21 protein-coding genes and 2 pseudogenes are annotated in these 23,000 nt (G+C 63.6%); 16 read left to right on the top strand and 7 right to left on the bottom strand.

Annotation, left to right across the window (positions count from 1 at the left end):
• Window positions 1-80 precede the first annotated feature (80 nt).
• Both NKH57_RS09405 and NKH57_RS09400 read left to right on the top strand, forming a co-directional pair.
• Window positions 81-333, top strand: a pseudogene (locus tag NKH57_RS09405) (type II toxin-antitoxin system prevent-host-death family antitoxin).
• A 236-nt stretch (window positions 334-569) separates the two neighbouring features.
• Complete coding sequence (locus tag NKH57_RS09400) at window positions 570-1,661, top strand: 3-deoxy-7-phosphoheptulonate synthase (RefSeq protein ID WP_352829249.1); 1,092 nt, start codon at window positions 570-572, stop codon at window positions 1,659-1,661.
• Window positions 1,662-1,862: 201 nt separating this feature from the next.
• Here the strand turns inward: NKH57_RS09400 and NKH57_RS09395 are convergent, their stop codons facing one another.
• Window positions 1,863-2,498: a LysE family translocator gene (locus NKH57_RS09395; protein WP_352829251.1), complete on the bottom strand. Its 636-nt coding sequence runs from the start codon at window positions 2,496-2,498 to the stop codon at window positions 1,863-1,865.
• Between the two features lie 128 nt (window positions 2,499-2,626).
• Between NKH57_RS09395 and NKH57_RS09390 the strand changes: the two genes are divergently transcribed.
• Window positions 2,627-3,325 carry a helix-turn-helix transcriptional regulator gene (locus NKH57_RS09390; protein WP_352829253.1) on the top strand — a complete coding sequence of 233 codons (699 nt, stop codon included), beginning with the start codon at window positions 2,627-2,629 and terminating at the stop codon, window positions 3,323-3,325.
• A 35-nt stretch (window positions 3,326-3,360) separates the two neighbouring features.
• Here the strand turns inward: NKH57_RS09390 and NKH57_RS09385 are convergent, their stop codons facing one another.
• Complete coding sequence (locus tag NKH57_RS09385) at window positions 3,361-4,470, bottom strand: Gfo/Idh/MocA family protein (protein WP_352943702.1); 1,110 nt, start codon at window positions 4,468-4,470, stop codon at window positions 3,361-3,363.
• 156 nt (window positions 4,471-4,626) lie between these two features.
• Between NKH57_RS09385 and NKH57_RS09380 the strand changes: the two genes are divergently transcribed.
• Entirely contained in the window at window positions 4,627-5,472 is an 846-nt protein-coding gene (locus tag NKH57_RS09380; protein WP_352729421.1) for a MurR/RpiR family transcriptional regulator, read from the top strand.
• Here NKH57_RS09380 and NKH57_RS09375 read toward each other — a convergent pair.
• A complete protein-coding gene (locus NKH57_RS09375; RefSeq protein ID WP_352943700.1) occupies window positions 5,469-6,359 on the bottom strand; it encodes an AraC family transcriptional regulator in 891 nt (296 codons plus the stop codon). The genes NKH57_RS09380 and NKH57_RS09375 overlap by 4 nt on opposite strands.
• 138 nt (window positions 6,360-6,497) lie before the next feature.
• On the opposite strand from NKH57_RS09375, the gene NKH57_RS09370 reads away from it, so the two are divergent.
• The 9 genes from NKH57_RS09370 (at window position 6,498) to phnN (ending at window position 16,109) form a co-directional block, all read left to right on the top strand.
• A complete protein-coding gene (locus NKH57_RS09370) occupies window positions 6,498-7,226 on the top strand; it encodes an SDR family NAD(P)-dependent oxidoreductase (RefSeq protein ID WP_352943698.1) in 729 nt (242 codons plus the stop codon).
• Window positions 7,227-7,412: 186 nt separating this feature from the next.
• Entirely contained in the window at window positions 7,413-9,347 is a 1,935-nt protein-coding gene (locus tag NKH57_RS09365; RefSeq protein ID WP_352943696.1) for a bifunctional 5-dehydro-2-deoxygluconokinase/5-dehydro-2-deoxyphosphogluconate aldolase, read from the top strand.
• 33 nt (window positions 9,348-9,380) lie between these two features.
• Window positions 9,381-11,231: a 3D-(3,5/4)-trihydroxycyclohexane-1,2-dione acylhydrolase (decyclizing) gene (iolD, locus tag NKH57_RS09360; protein WP_352943694.1), complete on the top strand. Its 1,851-nt coding sequence runs from the start codon at window positions 9,381-9,383 to the stop codon at window positions 11,229-11,231.
• A gap of 184 nt (window positions 11,232-11,415) precedes the next feature.
• A complete protein-coding gene (gene iolE / locus NKH57_RS09355; RefSeq protein WP_352943692.1) occupies window positions 11,416-12,333 on the top strand; it encodes a myo-inosose-2 dehydratase in 918 nt (305 codons plus the stop codon).
• 57 nt (window positions 12,334-12,390) lie between these two features.
• A complete protein-coding gene (locus NKH57_RS09350) occupies window positions 12,391-12,603 on the top strand; it encodes a DUF3329 domain-containing protein (protein ID WP_352943690.1) in 213 nt (70 codons plus the stop codon).
• Window positions 12,604-12,608: 5 nt separating this feature from the next.
• The gene (iolB, locus tag NKH57_RS09345; RefSeq protein ID WP_352943688.1) at window positions 12,609-13,421 is read left to right on the top strand and encodes a 5-deoxy-glucuronate isomerase; all 813 of its coding nucleotides are present in this window, start codon (window positions 12,609-12,611) and stop codon (window positions 13,419-13,421) included.
• A 152-nt stretch (window positions 13,422-13,573) separates the two neighbouring features.
• Window positions 13,574-14,281: a DUF1045 domain-containing protein gene (locus tag NKH57_RS09340; protein WP_352943686.1), complete on the top strand. Its 708-nt coding sequence runs from the start codon at window positions 13,574-13,576 to the stop codon at window positions 14,279-14,281.
• A 47-nt stretch (window positions 14,282-14,328) separates the two neighbouring features.
• Entirely contained in the window at window positions 14,329-15,483 is a 1,155-nt protein-coding gene (locus NKH57_RS09335) for an alpha-D-ribose 1-methylphosphonate 5-triphosphate diphosphatase (protein WP_352729363.1), read from the top strand.
• On the top strand, window positions 15,480-16,109 hold the full coding sequence (gene phnN, locus NKH57_RS09330; protein WP_352943683.1) for a phosphonate metabolism protein/1,5-bisphosphokinase (PRPP-forming) PhnN: 630 nt from the start codon (window positions 15,480-15,482) through the stop codon (window positions 16,107-16,109). Before NKH57_RS09335 ends, phnN begins: the two co-directional genes overlap by 4 nt.
• Window positions 16,110-16,125: 16 nt before the next feature.
• On the opposite strand, the gene NKH57_RS09325 is transcribed toward phnN, so the two are convergent.
• The 3 genes from NKH57_RS09325 to NKH57_RS09315 form a co-directional block, all read right to left on the bottom strand.
• The gene (locus tag NKH57_RS09325; protein ID WP_352943681.1) at window positions 16,126-17,121 is read right to left on the bottom strand and encodes an ABC transporter permease; all 996 of its coding nucleotides are present in this window, start codon (window positions 17,119-17,121) and stop codon (window positions 16,126-16,128) included.
• 55 nt (window positions 17,122-17,176) lie between these two features.
• Window positions 17,177-18,715, bottom strand: a complete 1,539-nt coding sequence (locus NKH57_RS09320) for a sugar ABC transporter ATP-binding protein (protein ID WP_352943780.1) — start codon at window positions 18,713-18,715, stop codon at window positions 17,177-17,179.
• A gap of 115 nt (window positions 18,716-18,830) precedes the next feature.
• The gene (locus NKH57_RS09315; RefSeq protein WP_031260946.1) at window positions 18,831-19,793 is read right to left on the bottom strand and encodes a sugar-binding protein; all 963 of its coding nucleotides are present in this window, start codon (window positions 19,791-19,793) and stop codon (window positions 18,831-18,833) included.
• Between the two features lie 650 nt (window positions 19,794-20,443).
• On the opposite strand from NKH57_RS09315, the gene NKH57_RS09310 reads away from it, so the two are divergent.
• Both NKH57_RS09310 and NKH57_RS09305 read left to right on the top strand, forming a co-directional pair.
• A complete protein-coding gene (locus NKH57_RS09310) occupies window positions 20,444-21,487 on the top strand; it encodes a LacI family DNA-binding transcriptional regulator (RefSeq protein ID WP_502907274.1) in 1,044 nt (347 codons plus the stop codon).
• A 23-nt stretch (window positions 21,488-21,510) separates the two neighbouring features.
• Window positions 21,511-21,685: pseudogene (locus tag NKH57_RS09305) on the top strand (IS5/IS1182 family transposase); the annotation flags it as partial.
• Between the two features lie 19 nt (window positions 21,686-21,704).
• On the opposite strand, the gene NKH57_RS09300 reads toward NKH57_RS09305, so the two are convergent.
• Window positions 21,705-22,337 carry a hypothetical protein gene (locus NKH57_RS09300; RefSeq protein WP_352943677.1) on the bottom strand — a complete coding sequence of 211 codons (633 nt, stop codon included), beginning with the start codon at window positions 22,335-22,337 and terminating at the stop codon, window positions 21,705-21,707.
• Between the two features lie 309 nt (window positions 22,338-22,646).
• On the opposite strand from NKH57_RS09300, the gene NKH57_RS09295 reads away from it, so the two are divergent.
• On the top strand, window positions 22,647-22,850 hold the full coding sequence (locus tag NKH57_RS09295) for a CsbD family protein (RefSeq protein WP_352601557.1): 204 nt from the start codon (window positions 22,647-22,649) through the stop codon (window positions 22,848-22,850).
• The last annotated feature ends 150 nt before the right edge of the window (window positions 22,851-23,000 follow it).

Genomic DNA, 23,000 nt, shown 5'->3' with positions numbered 1-23,000 from the left:
CCAGCGGAAACGCCCGTCACCCGCGCCCTGTTGCCGACGCATCGCCATTCCATGTAGTCAGGATGGTCACGGAGGTCGAGATGCAATCTGCACCCAAAGAGGGTACCAACTGGACGGTCGCCGGAGCAAAGGCCCGGCTCTCGGAGGTTATCGCGCGCGCAGTCTTCACCGCAGACGATCACCAGAAACGGCAAACCAAGCGTGGTTGTCGTCTCGGCCGAGGAATGGCATCGCAAGACCGCGCGCAAGGTCACGCTTGCTGAGTTCCTGCAGGGCTCGCCGCTGCGCGGCGCCGATCTTGACCTTGAGCGCCGGCGCGACGAACCCGCGTGATCTGCCGTTGTGAGGCTGCTGCTCGGTTGCCATCGGGGCACGTGACAAACACTTCGGCTTCGACTATATGAGCTTCATGATCAACCTGACCGCCACGTATTGGTACTTTAGGAGCTCGCTGGCGGCGGGAGGATTGCGCTCGATCTGAAGATTGCAGCAACAAGATCCGAACAGCCGCCATACCTGGCGGCTTTTTTGTTTCAGCCGGCAGGTTCCCCAAACAGGAGCAGAAAGCCGTGTTGACCACTACAGATGATCTTCGGGTCAAGGAAATCAGGGAATTGAGTACGCCGGACCAGGTGATGCGGGAAATACCGCGCACGCTGACGGCGACGCGCACCGTCAGCGCTTCACGTAATGCCATCCACGCTATCTTGAACGGCACCGACGATCGGCTGCTCGTCATCGTCGGCCCGTGTTCGATCCACGATCCGGTCGCTGCGGTAGACTATGCCAGCCGTCTGGCGGCGCTGCGCGAGAGCCTGTCGGACCGGCTTGAGATCGTGATGCGGGTCTATTTCGAGAAGCCGCGCACCACAATAGGCTGGAAAGGCCTGATCAACGATCCCGATCTCGACGGCAGCTTCAACATCGACAAGGGACTGCGGATGGCGCGCAACGTGCTGTCTGCCGTCAACAATCTCGGCCTGCCGGCTGCGACCGAATTCCTCGACATGACCACGCCGCAATACATTGCCGACCTCGTCGCCTGGGGTGCCATCGGCGCGCGCACGACCGAGAGCCAGATCCACCGCGAACTGGCATCGGGCCTGTCCTGCCCGGTCGGCTTCAAGAACGGCACCGACGGCAATCTGCGGATCGCTGCCGAGGCGGTGAAATCCGCCGCCCAGCCGCATCATTTCATGGCGGTGACCAAGGGCGGCCGCAGCGGCATCGCGACGACCACCGGCAACGAGGACTGCCACGTCATCCTGCGCGGCGGCGTCCAGCCGAATTATGACGCGGCGAGCGTCGAAGCTGCCTCTGCGGAACTCGCCCGCATCGGTGTCGCGCCCCGTCTGATGATCGATGTCAGCCACGCCAACTCAGCCAAGAAGCCCGAGAACCAGCCCAAGGTGGCGGCCGATGTCGCCGGCCAGGTCGCGGCGGGCGACGAGCGCATTATCGGCGTCATGATCGAGAGCAACCTCGTCGCTGGCCGGCAGGACGTGGTGGCAGGCAAGCAGCTCGTCTACGGCCAGAGCATCACCGATGGCTGCATCGACTGGGCGACCACCGAGACGGTGCTGCACGGCCTTGCCGGCGCCGTCGAGTGGCGCCGCTCGGTGCGCCGCGCCATGATCGACAGCCGCCAGGGAGCCGCCTAAGCCACTATTGCCGGCCGTTGCCCGGCACGGACCCCCGCCCCTAACCCCTCTCACAAGGGGGAGGGAGACTCCAGTCGGCGCTGACAACGGCAAACTGCCAACGTTCAGGCGCCAAAAGGATCGAATTGGAGTGCGCGGCAGTGTTCCCTTCCCCTTGTGGGGAGGGTTAGGGTGGGGTCCTCTTCGCAAGAAATCCGTGTCCTACCCCGCTCTCAGTCCTTCCCATGCCGTGAATACCGAGACCGCAACCAGGAGCAGTCCGGCTGCCCGGCCGGCAAAGGCGGTCGCCTGGGGATTGGCGACCAGCAGATTTCGGCTGCGGCCGGCGGTGACGGCGAGCCCGCCATAGACGGTAAACTGCATGGTGATCGTCATCAATCCCATGATGGACGCCTGGATCCAGATCGGACCGTAGGCCGGCTTCAGAAATTGCGGATAGACCGCGAAGACGAAGAGATAGGCCTTTGGATTGATCAGGCAGATCACCAGCCCCTGGCGAAACGCCTTCCATGCGGAACGGCTGCCGGCAGGCCCCGCAGCGCCGACCCTGATCGAGCTGCGCATCAGCGACAGGCCTATGAAGGCCATGTAGGCGGCGCCGGCAATCAGCAGCGGATTGTAGAGGATCGGCACGAAATGCATCAGCAGGCCGACGCCGAGCGCGCCGTTCAGCGTGTGTACCATGCCGCCCAGCATGATACCGCCGGTCGCGGCAAGTCCCCTGTTGCCGCCACCGGTCAACGCATTGGCAAGCACGAAAAGCATGTCCATGCCCGGCACGATGATGATGCCGAACAGGAGGAGACAGAAGAGCCAGAGATTTGCCGCGTAATCCATGTCAGTTGCCTGTCGCTTCGCCGGCCAGGCCGCAGCGGAATGTGTTGATTCTCAACCCGATAGGCGCTCCTATAGAACAGCCCAACTGACGATGGTGTGTCAGTTGTCATCGGAAACCCGGGTGAAAAATGCGAAAGGCGTCACGCCTGTTCGAGATCATCCAGATCATGCGGTTGGCGCGGCAGCCGGTAACGGCGGCGACGATTGCCGAGCGGTTGGAAGTCACGGTGCGCTCGATCTATCGCGATATCGCGGCACTTCAGGCGATGCGCGTGCCGATCGAGGGCGGGCGTGGCATCGGCTATATACTGCGCCCCGGCTTCGACCTGCCGCCGCTGATGTTCTCGATCGAGGAGATGGAGGCGATCGTCCTGTCGCTGGCGCTGCTGGAGCGAACAGGGGACAGCGAGCTCAAGCAGGCGGCCAAGCGTGTCAGTGCCAAGATCGCCGGTGCGGTGCCGCCACCCTTGCGCCAGGCGTTCGATGCCAATGCGCTGCATGCGTGGGGGTTCGCCGCGCCTTCGACCGGCGCGATCGATCTGGCCCTGGTGCGCCGCGCCATCCGCGACGAGGAGAAGCTCGACATCTCCTATCGAGACGAAATGGGCCGCGCCTCCGAGCGGCTCGTCCGCCCGATCGCCCTGATCTACTACGCCGAGACCGCCAATATCGTCGCCTGGTGCGAATTGCGCCAGGCGATCCGCAATTTCCGCAGCGACCGGATCGAGGATTGCCAGGCGACGGGGCTACGGTTCAAGGGCGAAGGCGACCGGTTGCGGCAGGTCTGGGTAGACGGGTGGGAGACGAATGCCTCGAACGCTGGCTAAAAGCGGCCAACGCAAAGCGAATGCCAGAAGCGGACCTACCTCACATCCACCCAGCGCTTTTCCTCGAACGAGCGCGCCATCGCGTGCACGGTGCGCTCGATCTCCAGTCCTTCGGCGAATTCGATGAGCCGCGCCGGCGGGCCGGAAAGCCGCGTCAGCAATTCGTGGCACTCGATGATCTTGAGATCGTTGAAGCCGAGGCCATGGCCTGGCGCCGGCAGGAAGGCGTCGTAGGGCTTGTGGTGCGGCGCCACAAGGATGGTGCGATAGCCTTGCTCGGTCGGGCGGTCGGCGGTGACATAAAGCTGGATTTCATTCATCCGCTCCTGATCGAACAGGATCGACCCCTTCGATCCGAATATCTGGATGGCGATGCGACCCTTGCGGCCCCAGGCCGATCGGTTGACCAGCAACGTGCCGGCGATGCCGTTCTCCAGATGCATCAGCACGCTGGCAATGTCGTAGGTCTCCACCACACGGCGGCCGCCGCTGGCCACCTTGCGATCGGCATAGGGTTTGGCCATGTCGCAAATGACGCTGGCGACACGGCCGAACAGGGCGGAAACTAGCGACAGTGGGTGCACGGCGAAATCGTCAAGCGCGCCATAGCCGGAAGCCGCTTCGTGCTTCCAGAAAAACAGCGCTTCGGGATCGGCCATGAAATCCTCGTCCATCTCGATGCGCAGATGGTTGACCTCGCCGATGATCTTCTCGTCGAGCAGCGTGCCGATGTGGCGGATGGACGGGCTCTGGATGTAATTGTAGCCGAGGGCCGCGACCTTGCCGGACTTTTTCGCCGCCGCCGCCATCGCTTCGGCCTCGGCAAAACCTGGCGCCATCGGCTTCTCGCACCACAGATGTTTGCCGGCTTCCAGGATGGCGATGGCCATTTCCGGGTGGAACTGGTTGGGCGTGGTCAGCGAGACGATGTCGACCTCCGGGTCGTTGACGACGGCGCGCCAGTCGCCGGAGGCCTTGGCGAAACCGAACTCGGCCGCCTTGCGCCGGGCAAGCTCTTCATTGACTTCGCCGAGATGGACCAGCCGCGGCTTGGCGACATCGGGAAAGACGGCGCCGACGGCGCTCCATGCAATGGCGTGACACTTGCCCATGAAACCCGTGCCGATGAGACCGACTCCGACCATTTTCAGTTTCTCCACTGCCTGAAGCGCTGCGTGGATGAATTAATCCATTTTCTCTTGGAATGGAATGTCTGCCTCATTTTTTATGGCATTCTTGCGCAGGCTCACTATGATGAGGCACAGAGGGACGCTTCACGCATGAGCTTGGACAGAGCGACGATGGACGAACGGGTACCTCGCGACTTCGAGACGCTACGCGCAACGATCCTCGATCGGCGCGAAAGCCTGCCCAGGCGCATCGCCCAGATCGCCGCCTACGCGCTCGACAATCCCGACGACATTGCCTTCGGCACCGCCGCAAGCATCGCCGCTTCGGCCGGCGTGCAGCCGTCTACCCTGATCCGCTTTGCCCAGCAGCTCGGCTTCGACGGGTTCACCAGTTTGCAGCAGGTATTCCGCGAACGGCTGCGCGAGCGCAATTCATCCTACGACGAAAGGCTGCAAGCCTTGCGCGCCAAGGCCGAAGGCGCCGCGGGCCACCGGGCGATCTTCGACGGCTTCGTCGCCGCCGCCAGCACCTCGCTCAACGACATCTCGCGCACGCTGGACGACACGCATCTGGAAGACGCAATTTCGCTGCTGGCAAGGGCGGAGACCATATACGTGCTGGCCAAACGCCGCTCCTATCCGGTGGCGTCCTACATCGCCTATGCGCTGGGCAAACTGAAGATCCGCAACCAGCTGATCGAATCGGCCGCCGGCCTGAATGCCGAGATGATCGGTTTCGCCACTCCGGCGGATGCCGTCATCGCCATCTCCTTCTCGCCTTACGCGCCGGCCACCATCGAAGAGGCGCGCAGCATTTCGGAACGGGGCGTGCCTATTGTCGCCATCACCGACAGCTCGTTTTCGCCGCTCGCCCAGTTCGCCAAGGTCTGGTTCGAGGTTGCCGAGGCCGATTTCGCCGGCTTCCGCTCGCTGTCGGCGACCATGGCGCTGGCCATGGCGCTGACCGTCGGCGTCGGTGAGAAACGAGGCGACACGGGCCGCAAGCGCAAAGGTTAGAGAATTTCTGCGGAAGCCTCGCCTGCCGCCGAAAGCCGCGCTGCGTCGCGCGCGGGCGGCAAGCCGAACTGGCGGGCGTATTCGCGGCTGAACTGGGAAGCACTCTCGTAGCCGACGGCGAAGGCAACGCTTGCAACATTGCCTGGCTGGGCAGCCAGCAAATGGCGGGCTTCCAAGAGCCGGATTTGTTTTTGATACTGGATCGGGCTCATGGCCGTCGCCGCCTTGAAGTGGCGGTAAAATGCAGCGTTGCTCATATGGGCGATTTCTGCCAGGTCTCTGACCTGGACCGGCTGATGGCAATGTGCGCGGATCCAGGCGATCGCCTGGCCAATCCGGGACAGATGGCCGTCGGCGCGCGCAAGCTGGCGAAGCTTTGCGCCCTGGGGGCCTTGCAGCAGCCTGAACAACATCTCGCGTTCGAGCATGGTCGACAGCACGGGAATCTCACTTGGCCGGTCGAGCAGCCGCATTATTCGCCGCAATGCGTCGAGCAGATCCTCATTGACGGGCGAGGTGGAGAAATTGTCTCCGCCGAGTGCCGGCTCGTGCTCGACGAGAAGAGCGGCAATGGCCTGCAGATCGAGGGTAAAGCCGATTGCCAGGTAGGGATGTCTGGGGCTGGCTGCCACCAACTGGCTGATGGTGGGCGTGTCGACGGTGTAGATGAAATAGCTGGCGGGATCATAGCGGAGGGTCCGGTCTCCGATCAGAACCGTTTTCGCGCCCTGCAGCACAAACAGGATTCCCGACCCCCATACCCCCGCCATTGGCGCCGTGGCGACTTCGCTGCGGCCGATCGAAACGCGGGGGATCGCCGTTGTCGTTCGTCGCCCGCGCGCATGACGGCCGGCGATATCGATCAGCTCCTGCAGTGCCTCGCTCATGGCATCAGCATCGCGCGTCCATCGTGGCCGCGCAACCCATATGAGAGGATTAGGCAAGAGCCGAAGAGTTTTCGGCGCGCGGCATTCCTCATAGGACGCCATCTCTGGGTCTTCGACATGGAGAGATGGAGAACCCAAATGACGAAATCGAAAACCGCCGTGGTGACAGGCGCCAACAAGGGCATCGGCCGCGAGATTGCCCGGCGTTTGGCGACGATGGGCTTCAAGGTGTGGCTTGGCGCCAGGAATGCCGAGCGCGGCATGGCGGCAGCGCAGGAATTGTGCAGCGAAGGCCTGGATGTTCAATGGCTTGCGCTGGATGTCACACAGGACGAAAGCGTCGCGGCGGCCGCCAGAACTGTCGAGGCGGAAAGCCCTTGTCTCGACGTGCTGGTGAACAATGCCGGCGTCGCCATCAACTACGAGCTGCCGCCGAGCCAGCAGCAGCTTGCCGATGTCAGGGCGACCTATGACGTCAATGTCTTCGGGCCGATCCGCGTGACCCAGGCTTTCCTGCCGCTGCTGCTTGCAGCGCCGGCCGCCCGCATCGTGATGGTGAGCAGTTCCACGGGATCCATCGGGCGCGCGCTCGATTCGGGCACGCCGAACCAGTCGGTCAACCTGATGGGTTATGGCAGTTCCAAGACGGCCCTGAACGCCATCACCGTCGCCTTCGCCCGCGAACTTGCGCCACAAGGCATCAAGGTCAATGCCGCGGCGCCCGGCTATACCGCCACCGACCTGAATGGATTTAGAGGCCACCGCACCGTGCAGCAGGCGGCCGAGATCGTCATACACCTGGCGACCTTGGCTGCCGATGGTCCGAACGCCGGGTACTTCAACGACCATGGCCCGCTGCCGTGGTGAACGGGGCCAGGCCCGGCAGAGTCTCCTCCTGCAAGCATCACCAAGCGGCACTTTTCGCCGAAGGAACGCTCATTCCATATTGACTATGGATTGGAATTATTATTTCATATTCCCGGCACCACGCTGCCGCTCGCGCGTGTTACCCAACAATGTTGTTCATGACAACAAGGCCGACGGGAGGTTCCAATGAGCGAAGCCGTGGACGCGAAACAGGCGCCGCTCGACGTGATCACCATCGGTCGCGCTTCCGTCGACCTTTATGGCCAGCAGATCGGCTCGCGGCTGGAGGATATCACCTCTTTCGCCAAGTCGGTCGGCGGCTGCCCGGCCAACATTTCGGTCGGTACGGCCAGGCTCGGCCTGCGCTCGGCGCTGTTGACCCGCGTCGGCGACGAGCAGATGGGCCGCTTCATCCGCGAGCAGCTCAAACGTGAAGGCGTCAACGTCGACGGGCTGAAGGCCGACAAGGAGCGGCTGACGGCGCTGGTGCTGCTCTCGGTCGAGGACGAAGGCGTCTCGCCGATGATCTTCTACCGCTCGGACTGCGCCGATATGGCGTTGGCCGAGGAGGATATCGACGAAGCGTTTATCTCTTCGGCCCGTGCCGTCGTCGTCACCGGCACCCATTTTTCCCGCCCCAACAGCGATGCCGCGCAGCGCAAGGCGATCCGTATCATGAAGGCCAAGGGCGGCAAGGTGGTGTTCGATATCGACTACCGGCCCAATCTCTGGGGTCTTGCCGGTCATGCCGAAGGTTTCGAGCGCTATGTCAAATCGGACCGCGTCTCGGCCCAGCTGAAGACGGTGCTGCCCGATTGCGACCTCATTGTCGGCACCGAGGAAGAGATCATGATCGCGTCGGGGGCCGATGATTGCCTGAGCGCGCTGAAGGCGATCCGCTCGCTGTCGTCCGCCACCATCGTATTGAAGCGCGGCGCCATGGGCTGCATCGTCTATGACGGACCGATCAGCGACGATCTCGAGGACGGCGTCGTCGGCAAGGGGTTCCCTATCGAGATCTACAATGTGCTCGGCGCCGGCGACGCGTTCATGTCCGGCTTCCTGCGCGGCTGGCTGGGGGGCGAAGACCATGCGACGGCGGCGACCTGGGCCAATGCCTGCGGCGCCTTCGCCGTGTCGCGGCTGCTCTGCGCGCCGGAGTATCCGACCTTCGAGGAGCTGCAGTTCTTCCTCAAGCACGGCAGCAAGCATCTGGCCTTGCGCAAGGACGAGGCGATCAACCACATCCATTGGGCGACGACGCGCCGGCGCGACATTCCCTCGCTGATGGCGCTCGCCTGCGACCACCGTGTGCAGCTCGAGGATGTGGCGGCGAAAGCTGGCGCCAATCCGGCGCGGATCGAAGAATTCAAGGTGCTGGCGGTCAAGGCGGCAGCGAAGGTCGCCGCCGGCCGCGACGGCTATGGCATGCTGATCGACGAGAAATACGGCCGCAAGGCGATGTTCGAATTCGCCCGCCATCCCTTCGCCTGGCTCGGGCGGCCGGTCGAACTGCCGGGATCGCGGCCGCTGCGCTTCGAATTCTCGCAGGACATCGGCTCGCAGCTCACCGAATGGCCGGTCGATCACTGTATCAAGTGCCTGTGCTTCTACCATCCCGACGATCCGGCAGCCTTGAAGGAAGAGCAGCAGCAGAAGCTGCGCGCACTGTTCGAAGGCGCGCGGAAAGTAGGCAGAGAACTTCTCATCGAGATCATCGCCGGCAAGCACGGCAAGCTCGACGACACGACGATCCCGCGCGCGCTGGAGGAACTCTATGCGCTCGGCATCAAGCCCGACTGGTGGAAGCTCGAGCCGCAGGCGTCGAGCGGTGCCTGGGCCAAGATCGAAGCCGTCATCCTGAAGCACGATCCGTGGTGCCGCGGCGTCGTGCTGCTTGGGCTGGAAGCGCCGCAGGACGAGCTGGAAGCGGCTTTCGCAGCCACCGCCAAGGCGCCAATCGTCAAGGGTTTTGCCGTCGGCCGCACCATCTTCGTCCATGCGGCCGAACAATGGCTGGCCGGCAAGATGTCGGATGACGAGGCTATCGCCGACATGGCGCAGCGCTTCGAACAGCTGACCGAAGCGTGGCTTGCCGCGCGCGGCCGCAAAGCGGCATAAGAAGCGCGGCACAACGACTGCGGAGGAGACACCATGAGCAAGACAATCCGCCTGACGATGGCGCAGGCGCTGACCCGCTTTCTCAGCAAGCAGATGGCCGAGATCGACGGCAACAAGGTCCCGATCTTCGGCGGGGTCTGGGCGATCTTCGGCCACGGCAATGTCGCCGGCATAGGCGAGGCGCTTTATCAGGTGCGCGACGAATTGCCGACCTTCCGCGCCCACAATGAGCAGGCGATGGCGCATGCTGCGATCGCCTACGCCAAGGCCAACTTCCGCCGCCGCTTCATGGCCGCGACATCTTCGATAGGTCCCGGTGCGCTCAACATGGTGACGGCTGCGGCGCTCGCCCATGTAAACAGGTTGCCCGTCCTGTTTCTGCCCGGCGATGTCTTCGCCAACCGCATTCCCGACCCCGTGCTGCAGCAGGCCGAGGATTTCTCCGACGGCACGGCGACGGTCAATGACTGCTTCCGTCCGGTGTCGCGCTATTTCGACCGCATCACCCGGCCGGAGCAGATCATCCCGGCGCTCAGCCGTGCCATGGCTGTGCTGACCGATCCGGCCGAGTGCGGCCCGGTGACGCTGTCGCTCTGCCAGGACGTGCAGGCCGAGGCCTATGACTATCCCGAGAGCTTTTTTGCCGAGCGGGTCTGGCACCAGCGCCGGCCGCGCCCGGATCGCCACGAACTGGCCGCCGCGGTCGCGGCACTCAAGGGGGCAAGGAAGCCGCTGGTGATCGCCGGCGGCGGCGTCCTCTATTCGCAAGCCTCGGGCGAACTGGCGAAATTCGTGGAAAGCGCCGGCATTCCGGTCTGCGAGACGCAAGGCGGCAAATCCTCGCTGCCGGACGAGCATCCGCTCAACATGGCGGCGGTCGGCGTCACCGGCACCTCGGCCGCCAACCGGCTGGCCGAAGAAGCCGATGTCGTGCTTGCCATCGGCACACGCCTGCAGGATTTCACCACTGGCTCATGGGCGCTGTTCAAGTATTCGGGCAAGACCATCATCGGACTCAACGTGCAGCCCTTCGACGCCGGCAAGCACCGCGCGTTGACGCTGGTCACTGACGCGGCCGAGGGTTTGGCTGAACTCGGTGCAGCGCTTAAAGGTTGGAAGGCGCCGGCGACCTGGACCGACAATGCGACCAGCGGCAAGACGGCCTGGCAGGCTGAGGCGGCCAAGGTGACGGCGTCGACCAATGCCGCCTTCCCGTCGGATGCGCAGGTGATCGGCGCCGTGCAGCGCGCGATGGGCTCTGGCGTGACGCTGTTGCATGCCGCCGGCGGTCTGCCGGGCGAGTTGCACAAGCTCTGGCAGGCTGGCGCGCCTGGCTCCTACCATGCCGAATACGGCTTCTCGACCATGGGCTACGAGATTGCCGGCGGACTGGGCACCAAGATGGCGAAGCCCGACGAAGAGGTCGTCGTCATGATCGGCGACGGCTCCTATCTGATGCTGAATTCCGAGATCGCCACCTCGGTGATGCTCGGCCTGAAGCTGACCATCGTGCTGCTCGACAACAGGGGCTATGGCTGCATCAACCGGCTGCAGATGGCGACCGGCAGCGCCAACTTCAACAACCTCCTGAAGGACGCGCGTCACGAAGTCCTGCCCGATATCGACTTCGCCGCGCATGCGGCGAGCATGGGGGCGATTGCCGAAAAGGTGCCGTCGATCGCCGGATTGGAAAACGCTCTGGAAAAATCCACGAAGAACAACCGCACCACGGTGCTTGTCATCGACACCGACCCGCTGGTTTCCACCGATGCCGGCGGTCACTGGTGGGATGTGGCGGTGCCGGAAGTATCGGCGCGGCCGCAGGTTAACGCGGCGCGCAAAGCCTATGATGAGAAGCGGCAGATGCAGACAATCGGCGATTGATGTAACGCGGCCAAGCCCCTACCTCCGCCTTGTGGGGAGGTCGGACCGAAGGTCCGGGTGGGAGTCCGGCGCCGCACCCACCCGCTGCTTCGCAGCGACTTGCCGGGGCGAGCCACGGGTCTCGCCCGTCCTTCGGACCCCCACAAGGGGGAGAGTGAATACGAACTGAAACTGGAGTGACGACTTGAAAGCCAAACTGGGCATGTCCCCCATTGCGTGGTGGAACGACGATCTCGCGGAACTCAGCGATGACGTGTCGCTGGAGGAGTGCTTGCGCCAGTCGCGTTCGGCCGGCTTCACCGGCATGGAAATGGGCCGGCGTTTTCCCAACGACCCCGATGTCATGCTGCCGATCCTCAAGGCAGCAGACGTGACGCTGTGCGGCGGCTGGTTCTCCGGCACGCTGGTCGATGGGGGGATGGCTGACAATAAGGATCGCATCCAGCCGATGATCGACCTGTTCAAGGCGGTGAACGCGCCTTGCATCGTCTATGGCGAGGTCGGCCGCTCGATCCAGGGCGACCGCTCCAAACCGCTGGCCACCAAGCCGAAGCTGTCGGACGACGAGATGAAGGCCTATGCGAAGCGCCTCACCGAATTCGGCGAATGGTGCGGCGAGCAAGGCATGCCGCTGTCCTACCACCACCACATGGCGGCGGTGGTCGAGACCGAGCCGGAGCTCGATGCCTTCATGCGCTATTCGGGCGAAGGCATTCCATTGCTGCTCGATGCAGGCCATCTGGCATTCGCCGGCGGCGACGTGCTGCGCGCCATCGACAACCATCATAAGCGCATCAGCCATGTTCATGTGAAGGACGTGCGCATGGGCGTGATCGAGAAACTCGACCGCACGAAACAGTCCTTCCTCGACGCGGTGGCGCTGGGTGCCTTCACGGTACCGGGCGACGGCTCGCTGGATTTCGGCGCCATCGTGCAGCGCTTTGCCGACCATGGCTATGAGGGCTGGTTCGTGGTCGAGGCCGAGCAGGATCCGAAGAAGAACCCGCCGCTCAGGATGGCGCAGGTCGGCTACAAGGAATTGATGCGCGTGATGACCGCCGCCGGCTACACGGTCGAAACGCAAGGCTTTCCCAATGTCTGATCAAGGGGGCCTGATGCGGTGGGTTCCCGGCGAAGCCGATTGCTGTAGATTGGCGCGATGAAAGATTACGAACACCCCTTCTTCCGGCCTTTGTGGCGGCGTGTCGCCGTCGTCGCGGTCTGCGTCATCTGGTCGGTCATCGAGTTCGCCACCGGCACGCCGTTCTGGGGCGTCATCGCGCTTGGTTTCGCCGGCTACGCCGTCTGGCAGTTTTTTTACCTCTACAAGCCCGCGGACGAGGGCAAGGCCGAGGCCGAACCGAAGGAGTGACAGGGATGTCGAAGCTGCTGGTGAAGGCCGACAAGGGCCATGGCCGCGTCGCCCATGTGACGCCGGAGAACGCAAGCTGGAGCTATGTCGGTTTCGACCTGCATCGGCTGCGGCCCGGCGAGAGCGCTTCCGGAAAAACCGATGATCGCGAAGTCTGCCTGGTGTTCGTCACCGGCAAGGGCAACGCGAGAGGCGGCGGCAAGGATTTCGGCCTGCTTGGCGAGCGCATGTCGCCCTTCGAGGGCAAGCCGTGGTCGGTCTACGTTCCGCAAGGCTCCGACTGGTCGGTGACGGCGGATACCGAGCTGGAACTCGCGGTCTGCTCGGCGCCGGGCCTTGGCGGCGGTCTGCCGGTGCGGGTGATCGCACCGGACGATCTCGGCCAGGAGGTGCGCGGCAAGGGCACCAACACGCGCTACGTCACCAACATATTGCCGGAGGGCAAGCCGGCCGATTCGCTGCTGGTGGTCGAGGTCATCACGCCCGGCGGCCATACGTCGAGCTATCCGCCGCACAAGCATGACCAGGACAACCTGCCCGACGAATCCTATCTCGAGGAAACCTACTATCACCGGCTCAGCCCACCGCAGGGCTTTGCCTTCCAGCGCGTCTACACCGACGCCGACAAGAATGGCCACCGCGCGCTCGACGAAGCGATGGCGATCGAGGACGGCGATGTCGTGCTGGTTCCCAAGGGCTATCATCCCTGCGCCGCCTGCCACGGCTACGACCTCTACTATCTCAACGTGATGGCCGGGCCTAAGCGGACGTGGAAATTCCACAATGCGCCTGAGCACGAATGGCTGATGAAGGCCTGATCGATCGTCTCTTCCGGGTAAAGCTGTTGGTCCAACCCGGAAAAAACGTCGGCTAAAGACCGGAAGGCTCGATTTGCCTTCGAAAACCCGTCAAAGCTTCGTCAATCCGTCATGGAAATCACCTATGGCAAGGGGCTGACGAGGACTTACTGATGCGCTACGCCCTCTATTTCACCCCCCGGCAGGACGAGCCGCTGGCGCGGATCGCCGCCGACTGGCTCGGCCGCGACCCGTTTGGCGGCGCGACAAGGCCGGCCGAGGCGGTGGCCGACCTGTCGGCGGCGGAAGTTGCTTTCCACACCGCTTCGGCGCGCCGCTATGGTTTTCACGCGACGCTGAAAGCCCCGTTCCGCCTGGCCGCCAGCGAAACCGAAGCCTCGCTGCGCGCCGCACTCGATCATTTTGCCGAGGCGACGCCGGTGGTGACCATTCCGCGTCTCGTCGTCAGCCAGATCGATGGCTTCTTCGCACTGGTGCCGGAAGGCCCGCTGCCGGCGCTCAACCGCTTCGCCGATGATGTGGTGCTCGGCTTCGACCGGTTTCGTGCGCCGTTGACCGAGGCGGAAATCGAGCGGCGCAGCCCGGATTCACTGAAGCCGGCCGAGTTCCGCAATCTCTGCCAATGGGGCTACCCCTATGTCTTCGAGACCTTTCGCTTCCACATGACGCTGTCCGGCCGAGCGGGGCCACAGGAAAGCCCTCGTTTGCGCGCAGCAATCGACAGTCTGTTTGCGCAGGTGCTGCAACAGCCGCTGCTGGTGGATGCGCTGACGTTGTTCGTCGAAACCGAACCGGGCGCACCTTTCATGGTGCTTTCGCATCATGCGCTCGGGCGCCGCCCGGCCAGAAAAACTGCCTGACACCCAGCCGGCATAACCCCAGCCGGAATAACCAAGGACTGCCTGAAATGACCGCCGAGACTGTTCTCCACAACGCCCGCATCGTTCTTGCCGACGAGATCGTCGAGGGTTCGCTGGTGCTGCGCGACGGCCTTATCGCCGGCATCGACGTCGGCACCAGCCAAACCAGTGGGAGCATGGCCGGCGAGGATATGGGCGGCGACTACATCATTCCCGGGCTGGTCGAGCTTCACACCGACCATCTCGAAGGCCACTACGCGCCGCGGCCCAAGGTGCGCTGGAATCCGATCGCCGCCGTGCTCGCCCATGACGCGCAAGTGGCGACCGCCGGCATCACCACCGTGCTCGACGCCTTGCGCGTCGGCATGGACGAGGACGCCGACCTGACATCCGCCGACATCCGCAAGCTGGCCGACGCTATCGAGGACAGCGTGCAGCAGGACCGTCTGCGGGCCGACCACTTCATCCATCTGCGCTGCGAGGTTTCGGCGCCGGACTGCCTCAAGGCGTTCGCCAATTTCGACGGCGACGAACGGGTGAAGCTGGCATCGCTGATGGACCATGCGCCCGGCCAGCGCCAGTTCGTCAATCTCGAGACCTATGCCTATTATTACCAGCGCAAGCTGAAGCTGACCGATCGCGACTTCAAACTGTTCTGCGAAAAACGGATGGCGGAATCGGCGCGCAATTCGGTACCGAACCGGGCAGTGATCGCCGCCGCCTGCCACGAGCGCGGCATCGTTTTGGCAAGCCACGACGACGCCACGCTTGGCCATGTCGGAGAGGCGATCGAACAGGGCGTGCGCGTCGCCGAATTCCCCACCACGGAGGAAGCCGCCAGGGCCTCGAAAGAGGCCGGACTCGGCGTGCTGATGGGCGCGCCCAACGTCATGCGCGGCGCCTCGCATTCGGGCAATGTCTCGGCCCGCACGCTGGCCAGCGACGGCCTGCTCGACATCTTGTCGTCCGACTACATTCCCTTCAGCCTTATCCAGTCGGCGTTCTTCCTAGGCGACGTCGTCGACGGCATTTCACTGCCGCAGGCGGTCGCCATGGTCTCGAAAAACCCGGCCGAGGCGATTGGCCTGACCGACCGCGGCGTCATCGAGCAGGGCCGCCGCGCCGACCTCGTGCGCGTGCGCGTCGACGACCATGTCCCGGTGGTACGCACCGTCTGGCGCCAGGGACGCCGGGTCGCATGATGGTGTCGGCGTCGATCGAGCGTGAATTGTCGGCCGAGACGTTTCCGATCCGCGATGGCGTCTTCGTCGCCGTCGTCGGCCCAAGCGGCGCCGGCAAGGACACGGTGATCGGCTTCGCCCGCGCCTGCTTCACTGAAGAGACCCGGCTGGAGTTCGTCCGCCGGGTCATCACCAGGCCGAGCGATGCCGCCAGCGAGGATCACGACACGCTGGCCGACGCCGCTTTCGTCGAAGCCGAAGCCGATGGCGCCTTCGCCATTTCCTGGGAGGCGCACGGCTTGCGCTATGGCATCCCCGTCGATGTCGACTGGTCCGTCGCCAATGGCCGTGTCGCGGTGGCGAATGTGTCGCGCGCGATTATCCCGACGCTGCGCGAGCGCTATGCCAATCTGGCCATCGTCGAGATCACCGCCTCGCCTGAAGTGCTGGCCGAGCGGCTGGCAATGCGCGGCCGCGAGTCCCGCGGCGAAGTGCTGGCGCGGCTGGCCCGCAGCGCCAATGTCACTCTGTCCGGCCCTGGCGTCACCTCGATCGACAATAGCGGCCCGCGCGACGCGGCCGGCGAGCGCTTCGCCGAGGTACTGCGCAAGGCGATGGCCTTTTCCGACATGTCGGGGCTGATCTAACCTGCTTCGAGCCGGCCTATTCCGCGGCCGCACCAGCGGCGCTTTTGCGAGTGGCGTCGACCATCAGCCGCCGTTCCCGGAACACGCCCCATTGCTGGTCGACCAGCACGCCGATGAGGATGACGCCGCCCATCACCGCGAAGTTGAGCGAGGACGGGATGCCAAGCAGATTGACGAGGTTCTGCAACTCCTGCAGCAGCACCGTGCCGAGGATGACGCCGACCAGCGAGCCCTCGCCGCCGCGCAGCGAGAAGCCGCCGAGCACGGCCGCCGCGATGGCGTAAAGTTCGTAGAACTGGCCGTGGCTGGCCGGCGAGATCGAGCGCGTGTACATGGCGAAATAGATCGCCGACAGCACCGTCAGCACGCCGCAGATGACGTAGGCGGCCATAACGATGCGGCCGGTGCGGATGCCCGAATATTTCGCCGCCTCCTCGTTCTTGCCGATAGCGTAGAGATAGCGGCCGAACACCGAGCGGTGCAGCACCACCCACATGACGATGGCGATGACGATCAGCGCGATGAAGCTGTTCGGCACGCCATATGAGCGCCCGGCCGTGAGGAATTCGAGGTTCGGGAAATTCTGGCCGAAGGCAAAGCCGGCGGTGCCGTCGGCGGTGTAGAAGCGGGCGACGCCGCGGTAGATCAAGAGGCCGCACAGAGTGACGACGAACGGCTGCAGCTTGAGCCGCGTGATCAGCCAGCCATGCACCAGGCCGATGATGGCGCCGAGCAAGAGGATCAGCACGAAGGCCAGTGGCCACGCCACCTCGCGCACGGCGATGAAGTCGATGAACAACGTTCCCAGCAGCGCAACAACCGAGCCGACCGACAGTTCGATGCCGCCGGTGATGATGACGAAGGCCTGGCCGATCGACAGGATGCCGAACAGGCCGATGAGGTTCGAGGTGTTGGCGAGGTTGATCGGCAACAGGAAGCGCGGATTGATGATCGCCACGATGGCGCCGACCACCAGGATCAGGATCAGCAGGCCGAGATCTTTCTTGCTCATCGTTTTCTCCCCAATAGCTGAGCGGCCCGCGCTTGCGCGAGACCCCGGCAAAAACCTATTTCGGCTGCTTGCCCACCGCCAGCAGCAGCACGTTTTCCTGGCTGAACCGGTCCTTGTCCAGAATGCCCGAGATCTGGCCTTCATGCATGACGGCGATGCGGTCGGACACGCCGATCACCTCTTCCATGTCGGAGGAGATCATCAGCACGGCGACGCCGGCATCGGCCAGAGCGCGCATCAGGCCGTAGATTTCCGCCTTGGCGCCGATGTCGATGCCGCGCGTCGGCTCGTCAAGGATCATTACTTTCGGATTCATGGCCAGCCATTTGCCGAGCACGACCTTTTGCTGGTTGCCGCCTGACAGCGTGCCGGTGCGCGTCTGCACGGACGGCGCCTTGATGCCGAGATCCTTCTTCTGCTTCTCGGCGGTGGCAATCTCGGCACTTGTGGACACCAGCGAGCGGCGCGCATGCGCCGGCAGATTGGGCAGCGAAATATTCTGGGCGATCGACAGGTCGAGCAGGATGCCGGTCAGCTTGCGGTCCTCCGGCACCAGGAAGATGCCATGCGCGACGGCGTCGGCCGCCGAGCCCAGCACGAGCGGCTTGCCGTCGAGCTCGAGCGCGCCGCCAAGGCTTGGGTCGATGCCGAAAAACACCCGCGCCAGCTCGGTGCGGCCGGAGCCGACAAGGCCGGCAAGGCCGAGGATTTCGCCGCGCCTGACGTCGAGATCGACCGGCCGGCCGGGATAGGCAGGGGTGCGGATGGCCTTGGCCGACAGGGCTGTGGCGCCGGGCGCGCGCGCGGCCTCGGAGGCCTTTTCGCGTTCCTTCAGCATGCGGCCGATCATCAGCTTGACCATCTGGTCATGGCCGATGTCGCTCTTCGGCAAGGTGCCGGCCAACATGCCGTCGCGCAGCACGACGACGCGGTCGGCGACGCGCTCGACCTCGTGCAGGCGATGCGAAATGAAGATGACGCTGATGCCGTCGGCCTTCAGCGCCTTGATGACGTCGAGCAATTTGTCGGTCTCGGCGAGCGGCAGACTCGATGTCGGCTCGTCGAGGATGACCAGCCGCGCCTCGATCGACAGCGCCTTGGCGATCTCGACCATTTGCTGCTGCGCCAGCGACAGGGTCGCAACCGGTGTGTCGGCGGAAAAATTGGCGCCGACGCGCTTCAGCAGCGGCGCCACCATGGTGCGCAGTTTTGCGCGGTCGACGAGCTTGAACGGCCCGGCGCGCAACGGCTCGCGGCCGAAGAAGATGTTGGCGGCGACATCGAGATTGTCGAATAGATTGAGTTCCTGGTGGACGAAGGCGATGCCCGAGCCCAGGCTGGCTTCGACCGTCAGGCCCTTGTGGGCGGTGCCGTCGACGGTGATCGTGCCGGTGTCCGGCGTGGTGACGCCGCCGAGGATCTTCATCAGTGTCGATTTGCCGGCGCCGTTTTCGCCAACGAGGCCGATGACCTCGCCCGGCCTGACCTCCATGGAGAAGCCATCGAGCGCGACGACGCCCGGATAGGTCTTGCGCACGTTCTCGAGGCTGAGGAACGGGGTGGTCGTAGCGATGGATGTGTCGGAATAGTTCATCATGCCTGACAGCAGTTGGCGGGCTGACCTTGTGGCAGACTGACGATCCTCGCGCGGTTCGTCAATGCGAGCAGCCGGCCCAAGCGAAGTTGAGCCGGCTGAACTGCTTCAAGTTTTAGTTTCCAGACATTGCCTTCAGGTTGGCGGCATAGGCGTCGACATCATCCTTTCCGATGATCTTGGTGGGAACGATGATGAGGCCGCCTTCCGGGATGCCCGACTTGTCGCCCTTGAGATAGGAAGCCATCAGCTTCATGCCCTGATAGGCCCATTCGAAGGGCTGCTGCACGACGGTTGCGGCAACGGTGCCTTCCTTGACGCCGCCCAGCGTGATCGGATCGTCATCGAAGCCGACGACGGTGATCGAGCCGAGCTTGCCGGCGTCGCGCAGCGCTTCATAGATGCGCGGCGTGTTGTAGGAGTAGAAGCCGACCATGCAGGTGACGTCGGGGCTTGCGACCAGCGCGTCCTCGACGTTCTTCTTGGCGCGCGCCTGGTCGATGTCGTCGCCACGCACGTCGATCAGTTCGATCTTGGTGCCGGCCAGGCCGTCCTTCATGCCCTGGATGCGCTCCTTGGCATTGTCGGCGCCGAGCAGGCCGACGAAGCCGAGGCACTTGCCGCCATTGGGCATCGCCTTCTTGGCGATTTCAGCCGCCTGCTTGCCGGCATCGACGTTGGACGAGCCGATATAGGCAACGCGCTTGGTCTGCGGGGCGTCCGAGTCGGTGGTGAACAGCGCTGTTTCCGAAGCGATCTTGTTCAGCCCGTCGGTCGAGGTCTTGGGATCGACGGCCGAGACCATGATGCCCTTGACGCCAGCCGTCACCAGATCGTCCATCAGCCGCTGCTGGATGGCGACCGAGGACTGCTCGGGATATTTGAGTTCGAGATTGTAATCCGGCAGTTCGCCTTGCGCCTTCTTGACGCCGGCTTCGGCGGCCTTCCAGAAATCGGAAGCGCCGTTGACGACGAATGCCAGCGTCGGCTTGTCGTCGGCGCGCGCGATTGCCGTGGCCGACAGGCCGAGCAGCAGCGCCGCGGTGGCCACGGATGCATTTCGTATCAAAGATTTCATGTTCAACCTCCCATTTGGTTTAGTCATCAGACAGACTGGTCTTAGTCACCTGAATTTGCCGTTTGCAGCTTGGACGCCCTCCTCCTCAAAGGGTGTTCCGGCAACGAAAGAATGGCGCCCTTCCAGCCACGACCATCGACCTTAGAGACTCATCTCTCGTTCGTAAATAGTCCGATTTGTCTGACATATCGTATATTCGAGACAAGGCTCGCGGAGCTAATATCCGCTCGCCATCGGCCATTTGCACACACTCCAGCCGGCCCCGGACCCAGGCGGCCCGGACGCGACAAATTGACGGTACAGCGCATTCTTGTATTAGTAAACAGTATTAGTTTCGAGGTGGCGCCCAGGACGAGATTTCGGTTTCGCGGCGTATCTGGCGCGAGCCGCCGCCTGGCTGCGACAACGCCCGGGCTTTATGGCGCTTGAGTTGTGAGTTGTCCAGATTCGCATGGCGAGTGGACCTCAAGGTTGCTAATAGATATAAATGAGTTGTGGCGATTTCTATAAGCCGGCAACATCCACGCCATCTTGGCGGCCCGACAGGCCGTCGCCAGACAGGCTGAGGGAGCGACATGAGCGATAGTCCGGCCATCGACAAAGCGAGGCGCCGCAAGGCGCCGGCGAAGGGCGCCAGGGGTCGTGTCACCATGACCGATATCGCCAGGGCGGCCGGATGCTCGCAGGCGACCGTCTCCTTCGTGCTCAACAATTCGCCAGGGATCAAGCTGTCGCAGCAGACCCGCGAACGGGTGATCGAGGCCGCGCGGACCCTTGGCTATGCGGCGCCCGCCTTCTCGGCGCTTCACCCGGCGTTGCCTGCCTTCAAGGAGCCCGCCTTCGAAGGACTCGACGGTGTGATCGGCTTCGTCGTTGACCAGCTCGCCACCAGCCCGGAAGCCGTCGTCGCCATCGAGGGCGCGCGGCAGGCCTCGTGGAATGCCGGAAACGTGCTCTTGGTGGCGCAGACGCTGGGCGATGCCGTCATGGAGCCGCGGGCCATCGCGGCACTCACCAAGCGGGGCATTTCGGCGCTGATCTACATGACTATCTTCACCCGGGAGATCACCGCGCCCGATTACCTCTACGGCCTCGATATCCCGGTGATCCTGCTCAACTGCTACACATCAGACTACGCCTTCCCGGCCGTGGTGCCGAGCGAGATCGCCGGCGGCCAGAACTCGACCCGCCATCTGATCAGCCACGGCCACCGCCGCATCGCAACCATCACCGGCGAGCCGTGGATGCAGGCGGCACAAGACCGGCTGAAGGGCTACCGCCGCGCACTCGCCACCGCCGACATCCCGTTCGATCCCGAACTGGTGGTCGAGGGCGACTGGTCGGCCAGTGCCGGCTATGCCGCGACCGTCAAGCTGTTGGCGCTGAAGGACCGTCCGACCGCCATCTTCTGCCAGAACGATCGCACCGCGATCGGCTGTTACGAAGCGCTGAAGGAAGCCGGCCTGCACATCCCCCAGGACATCTCCATCGTCGGCTACGACGACGAGGAAATCGCCCGGCACTTGTTCCCGCCGCTGACCACCTCGATCCTGCCGCACATGGCTATGGGCCAATGGGCGATCGAGCAGCTGGAGGCGCCGGCGGTGCCGGGGCGAGGACGGTATCCGATCACCAAGCTGGAGTGCCCGCTGGTGGAGCGGGAGAGTGTTAGGGGGATGGGGACACTGCCTTAGCCATGGCGGCCGCTCGTCGATGACGCTGGCATAGCCGCATGAGCGAGGAGCGGGTCGTCGTGCTCCTGCAGGAAAGCCTCGGCATTTACGGTCAAGACCGGTGCGATGAAACCGGCCGACACGCGCCAAGTGATCGTCGACACCACCGTACGGCCGAAGAACATCATGTTCCCGACCGATGCCAAGCTCATCCAGCGGCCTTAGCCAGACGACACCTTCAGTGCATGATCGCCAACAGTGGCTGCAGTGAAAGATGCGCGCTGACGTGTGCGGCGATGGCGGCAACCAAACCGTGCCGCCAATAAAGATATCCCCACAGGATGCCCGCGCCGCCATGCAGCATGATCTCTCGCAATGCTGTTGGGAATGAGGGTGTCAGCGCCGACAGATAGGGGAGGTGAAATGCTGGAAAGACAACCAGCGCCGTGAGGAGGATCGCTGCCCAGAAGCACCATGCCTGCTTACCCGCCACGCTGACCAGGAGCCATGCGATTATCGACATCGCGACGAGGCGGAATTCCAGTTCATCCAGCACCGCGAGACGGGCGAAATGGGCGATCCGTTCAAGAGCCGACGATCCCGCCACGAGTGCAATCTGTGCAGCGGGCGTGACGTCGCGGAACAGAATGGCATCGGCCAACGCCATGTAGGCGCCAAAGGCAAGGCCGGCACCGATAGCAATGACCAGCGGATGGGCGCCGCCCGGCAAGATCCGCAGGCCGAGACGCCGCCAGGACTGGCCGGTAGCCGAACCATCGCAAGCCGTCATCGCCGCACCTCCAGCGACCAACAGTAATCGACAAACCCTAAATAGAAAAACCCGCCGCGAGGGCCGAAAGAAGCCTGCCATGTCCCTCGGTCATCGCTTCCCTTGGCCAGTTAATTCCCCGGGCCAGTTTATTCCCTTGATCAGATCATAAAGCCCGCGCCTCTGGCGGAGAGCGCGGGCCGATCGGGGCTGTCGCCCCAATCTTCAGCAGGCGATGGAGGGCACCGCCTGCCGCACACATCAACATTTAGAAACTGCTAATGTTCCATCGAGGCTGTTTGATCGAAACGAAATCCGCTTCCAATCGCGGTTGTCGCTTCTCGGCATTGTAGCGGAACCCCACGGCCATACGACCGTTTTTCCACCAGAGAAACGAAGGAGTTCGCCACCATGGACTGGAACCGCGTCGAAGGAAATTGGAAGCAGGTCAAAGGCAAGGTGAAGGAACAGTGGGGCAAGCTCACCGATGATGATCTCGATCGCATCGCCGGCAAGCGCGATCAGCTCGAAGGCAAGATCCAGGAACGCTACGGCCTGGCGAAGGATCGCGTACGCCGAGACATCGACGAATGGTATGGCCGACAAGGCTGGTAGACAGCTTTGAGCCAATCAATTTTGAGGGGTTATGGATTGCGACGCCTTCGTTGTAGCGATCTCGACGATGCATGCGGTTCTCGACCGCCACGGGCCTGATCGAGCGCCGTAAGTCTTTGCCAGACGCTGCCTGATTGCCTGCGAGCAGTC

The sequence above is a fragment of the Mesorhizobium sp. M1050 genome (assembly GCF_040318715.1).
GTDB lineage: Bacteria > Pseudomonadota > Alphaproteobacteria > Rhizobiales > Rhizobiaceae > Mesorhizobium.
Note: the sequence above shows the minus strand (reverse complement) of the source record. Positions and strands in the feature narration are given on the sequence as shown.

Bases quoted from the DNA above. Each gene is read 5' to 3' on its own strand.
- NKH57_RS09300 (WP_352943677.1), bottom strand. From the start codon at position 22,337: ATGGCAGGCTTCTTTCGGCCCTCGCGGCGGGTTTTTCTATTTAGGGTT.
- NKH57_RS09350 (WP_352943690.1), top strand. From the start codon at position 12,391: ATGAAAGATTACGAACACCCCTTCTTCCGGCCTTTGTGGCGGCGTGTC.
- NKH57_RS09375 (WP_352943700.1), bottom strand. From the start codon at position 6,359: ATGAGCGAGGCACTGCAGGAGCTGATCGATATCGCCGGCCGTCATGCG.
- NKH57_RS09380 (WP_352729421.1), top strand. From the start codon at position 4,627: ATGGACGAACGGGTACCTCGCGACTTCGAGACGCTACGCGCAACGATC.
- NKH57_RS09385 (WP_352943702.1), bottom strand. From the start codon at position 4,470: ATGGTCGGAGTCGGTCTCATCGGCACGGGTTTCATGGGCAAGTGTCAC.
- iolB (WP_352943688.1), top strand. From the start codon at position 12,609: ATGTCGAAGCTGCTGGTGAAGGCCGACAAGGGCCATGGCCGCGTCGCC.
- NKH57_RS09365 (WP_352943696.1), top strand. From the start codon at position 7,413: ATGAGCGAAGCCGTGGACGCGAAACAGGCGCCGCTCGACGTGATCACC.
- NKH57_RS09340 (WP_352943686.1), top strand. From the start codon at position 13,574: ATGCGCTACGCCCTCTATTTCACCCCCCGGCAGGACGAGCCGCTGGCG.
- NKH57_RS09335 (WP_352729363.1), top strand. From the start codon at position 14,329: ATGACCGCCGAGACTGTTCTCCACAACGCCCGCATCGTTCTTGCCGAC.
- NKH57_RS09395 (WP_352829251.1), bottom strand. From the start codon at position 2,498: ATGGATTACGCGGCAAATCTCTGGCTCTTCTGTCTCCTCCTGTTCGGC.
- NKH57_RS09390 (WP_352829253.1), top strand. From the start codon at position 2,627: ATGCGAAAGGCGTCACGCCTGTTCGAGATCATCCAGATCATGCGGTTG.
- phnN (WP_352943683.1), top strand. From the start codon at position 15,480: ATGATGGTGTCGGCGTCGATCGAGCGTGAATTGTCGGCCGAGACGTTT.
- NKH57_RS09295 (WP_352601557.1), top strand. From the start codon at position 22,647: ATGGACTGGAACCGCGTCGAAGGAAATTGGAAGCAGGTCAAAGGCAAG.
- iolD (WP_352943694.1), top strand. From the start codon at position 9,381: ATGAGCAAGACAATCCGCCTGACGATGGCGCAGGCGCTGACCCGCTTT.
- NKH57_RS09310 (WP_502907274.1), top strand. From the start codon at position 20,444: ATGACCGATATCGCCAGGGCGGCCGGATGCTCGCAGGCGACCGTCTCC.
- NKH57_RS09320 (WP_352943780.1), bottom strand. From the start codon at position 18,715: ATGAACTATTCCGACACATCCATCGCTACGACCACCCCGTTCCTCAGC.
- NKH57_RS09315 (WP_031260946.1), bottom strand. From the start codon at position 19,793: ATGAAATCTTTGATACGAAATGCATCCGTGGCCACCGCGGCGCTGCTG.
- NKH57_RS09370 (WP_352943698.1), top strand. From the start codon at position 6,498: ATGACGAAATCGAAAACCGCCGTGGTGACAGGCGCCAACAAGGGCATC.
- NKH57_RS09325 (WP_352943681.1), bottom strand. From the start codon at position 17,121: ATGAGCAAGAAAGATCTCGGCCTGCTGATCCTGATCCTGGTGGTCGGC.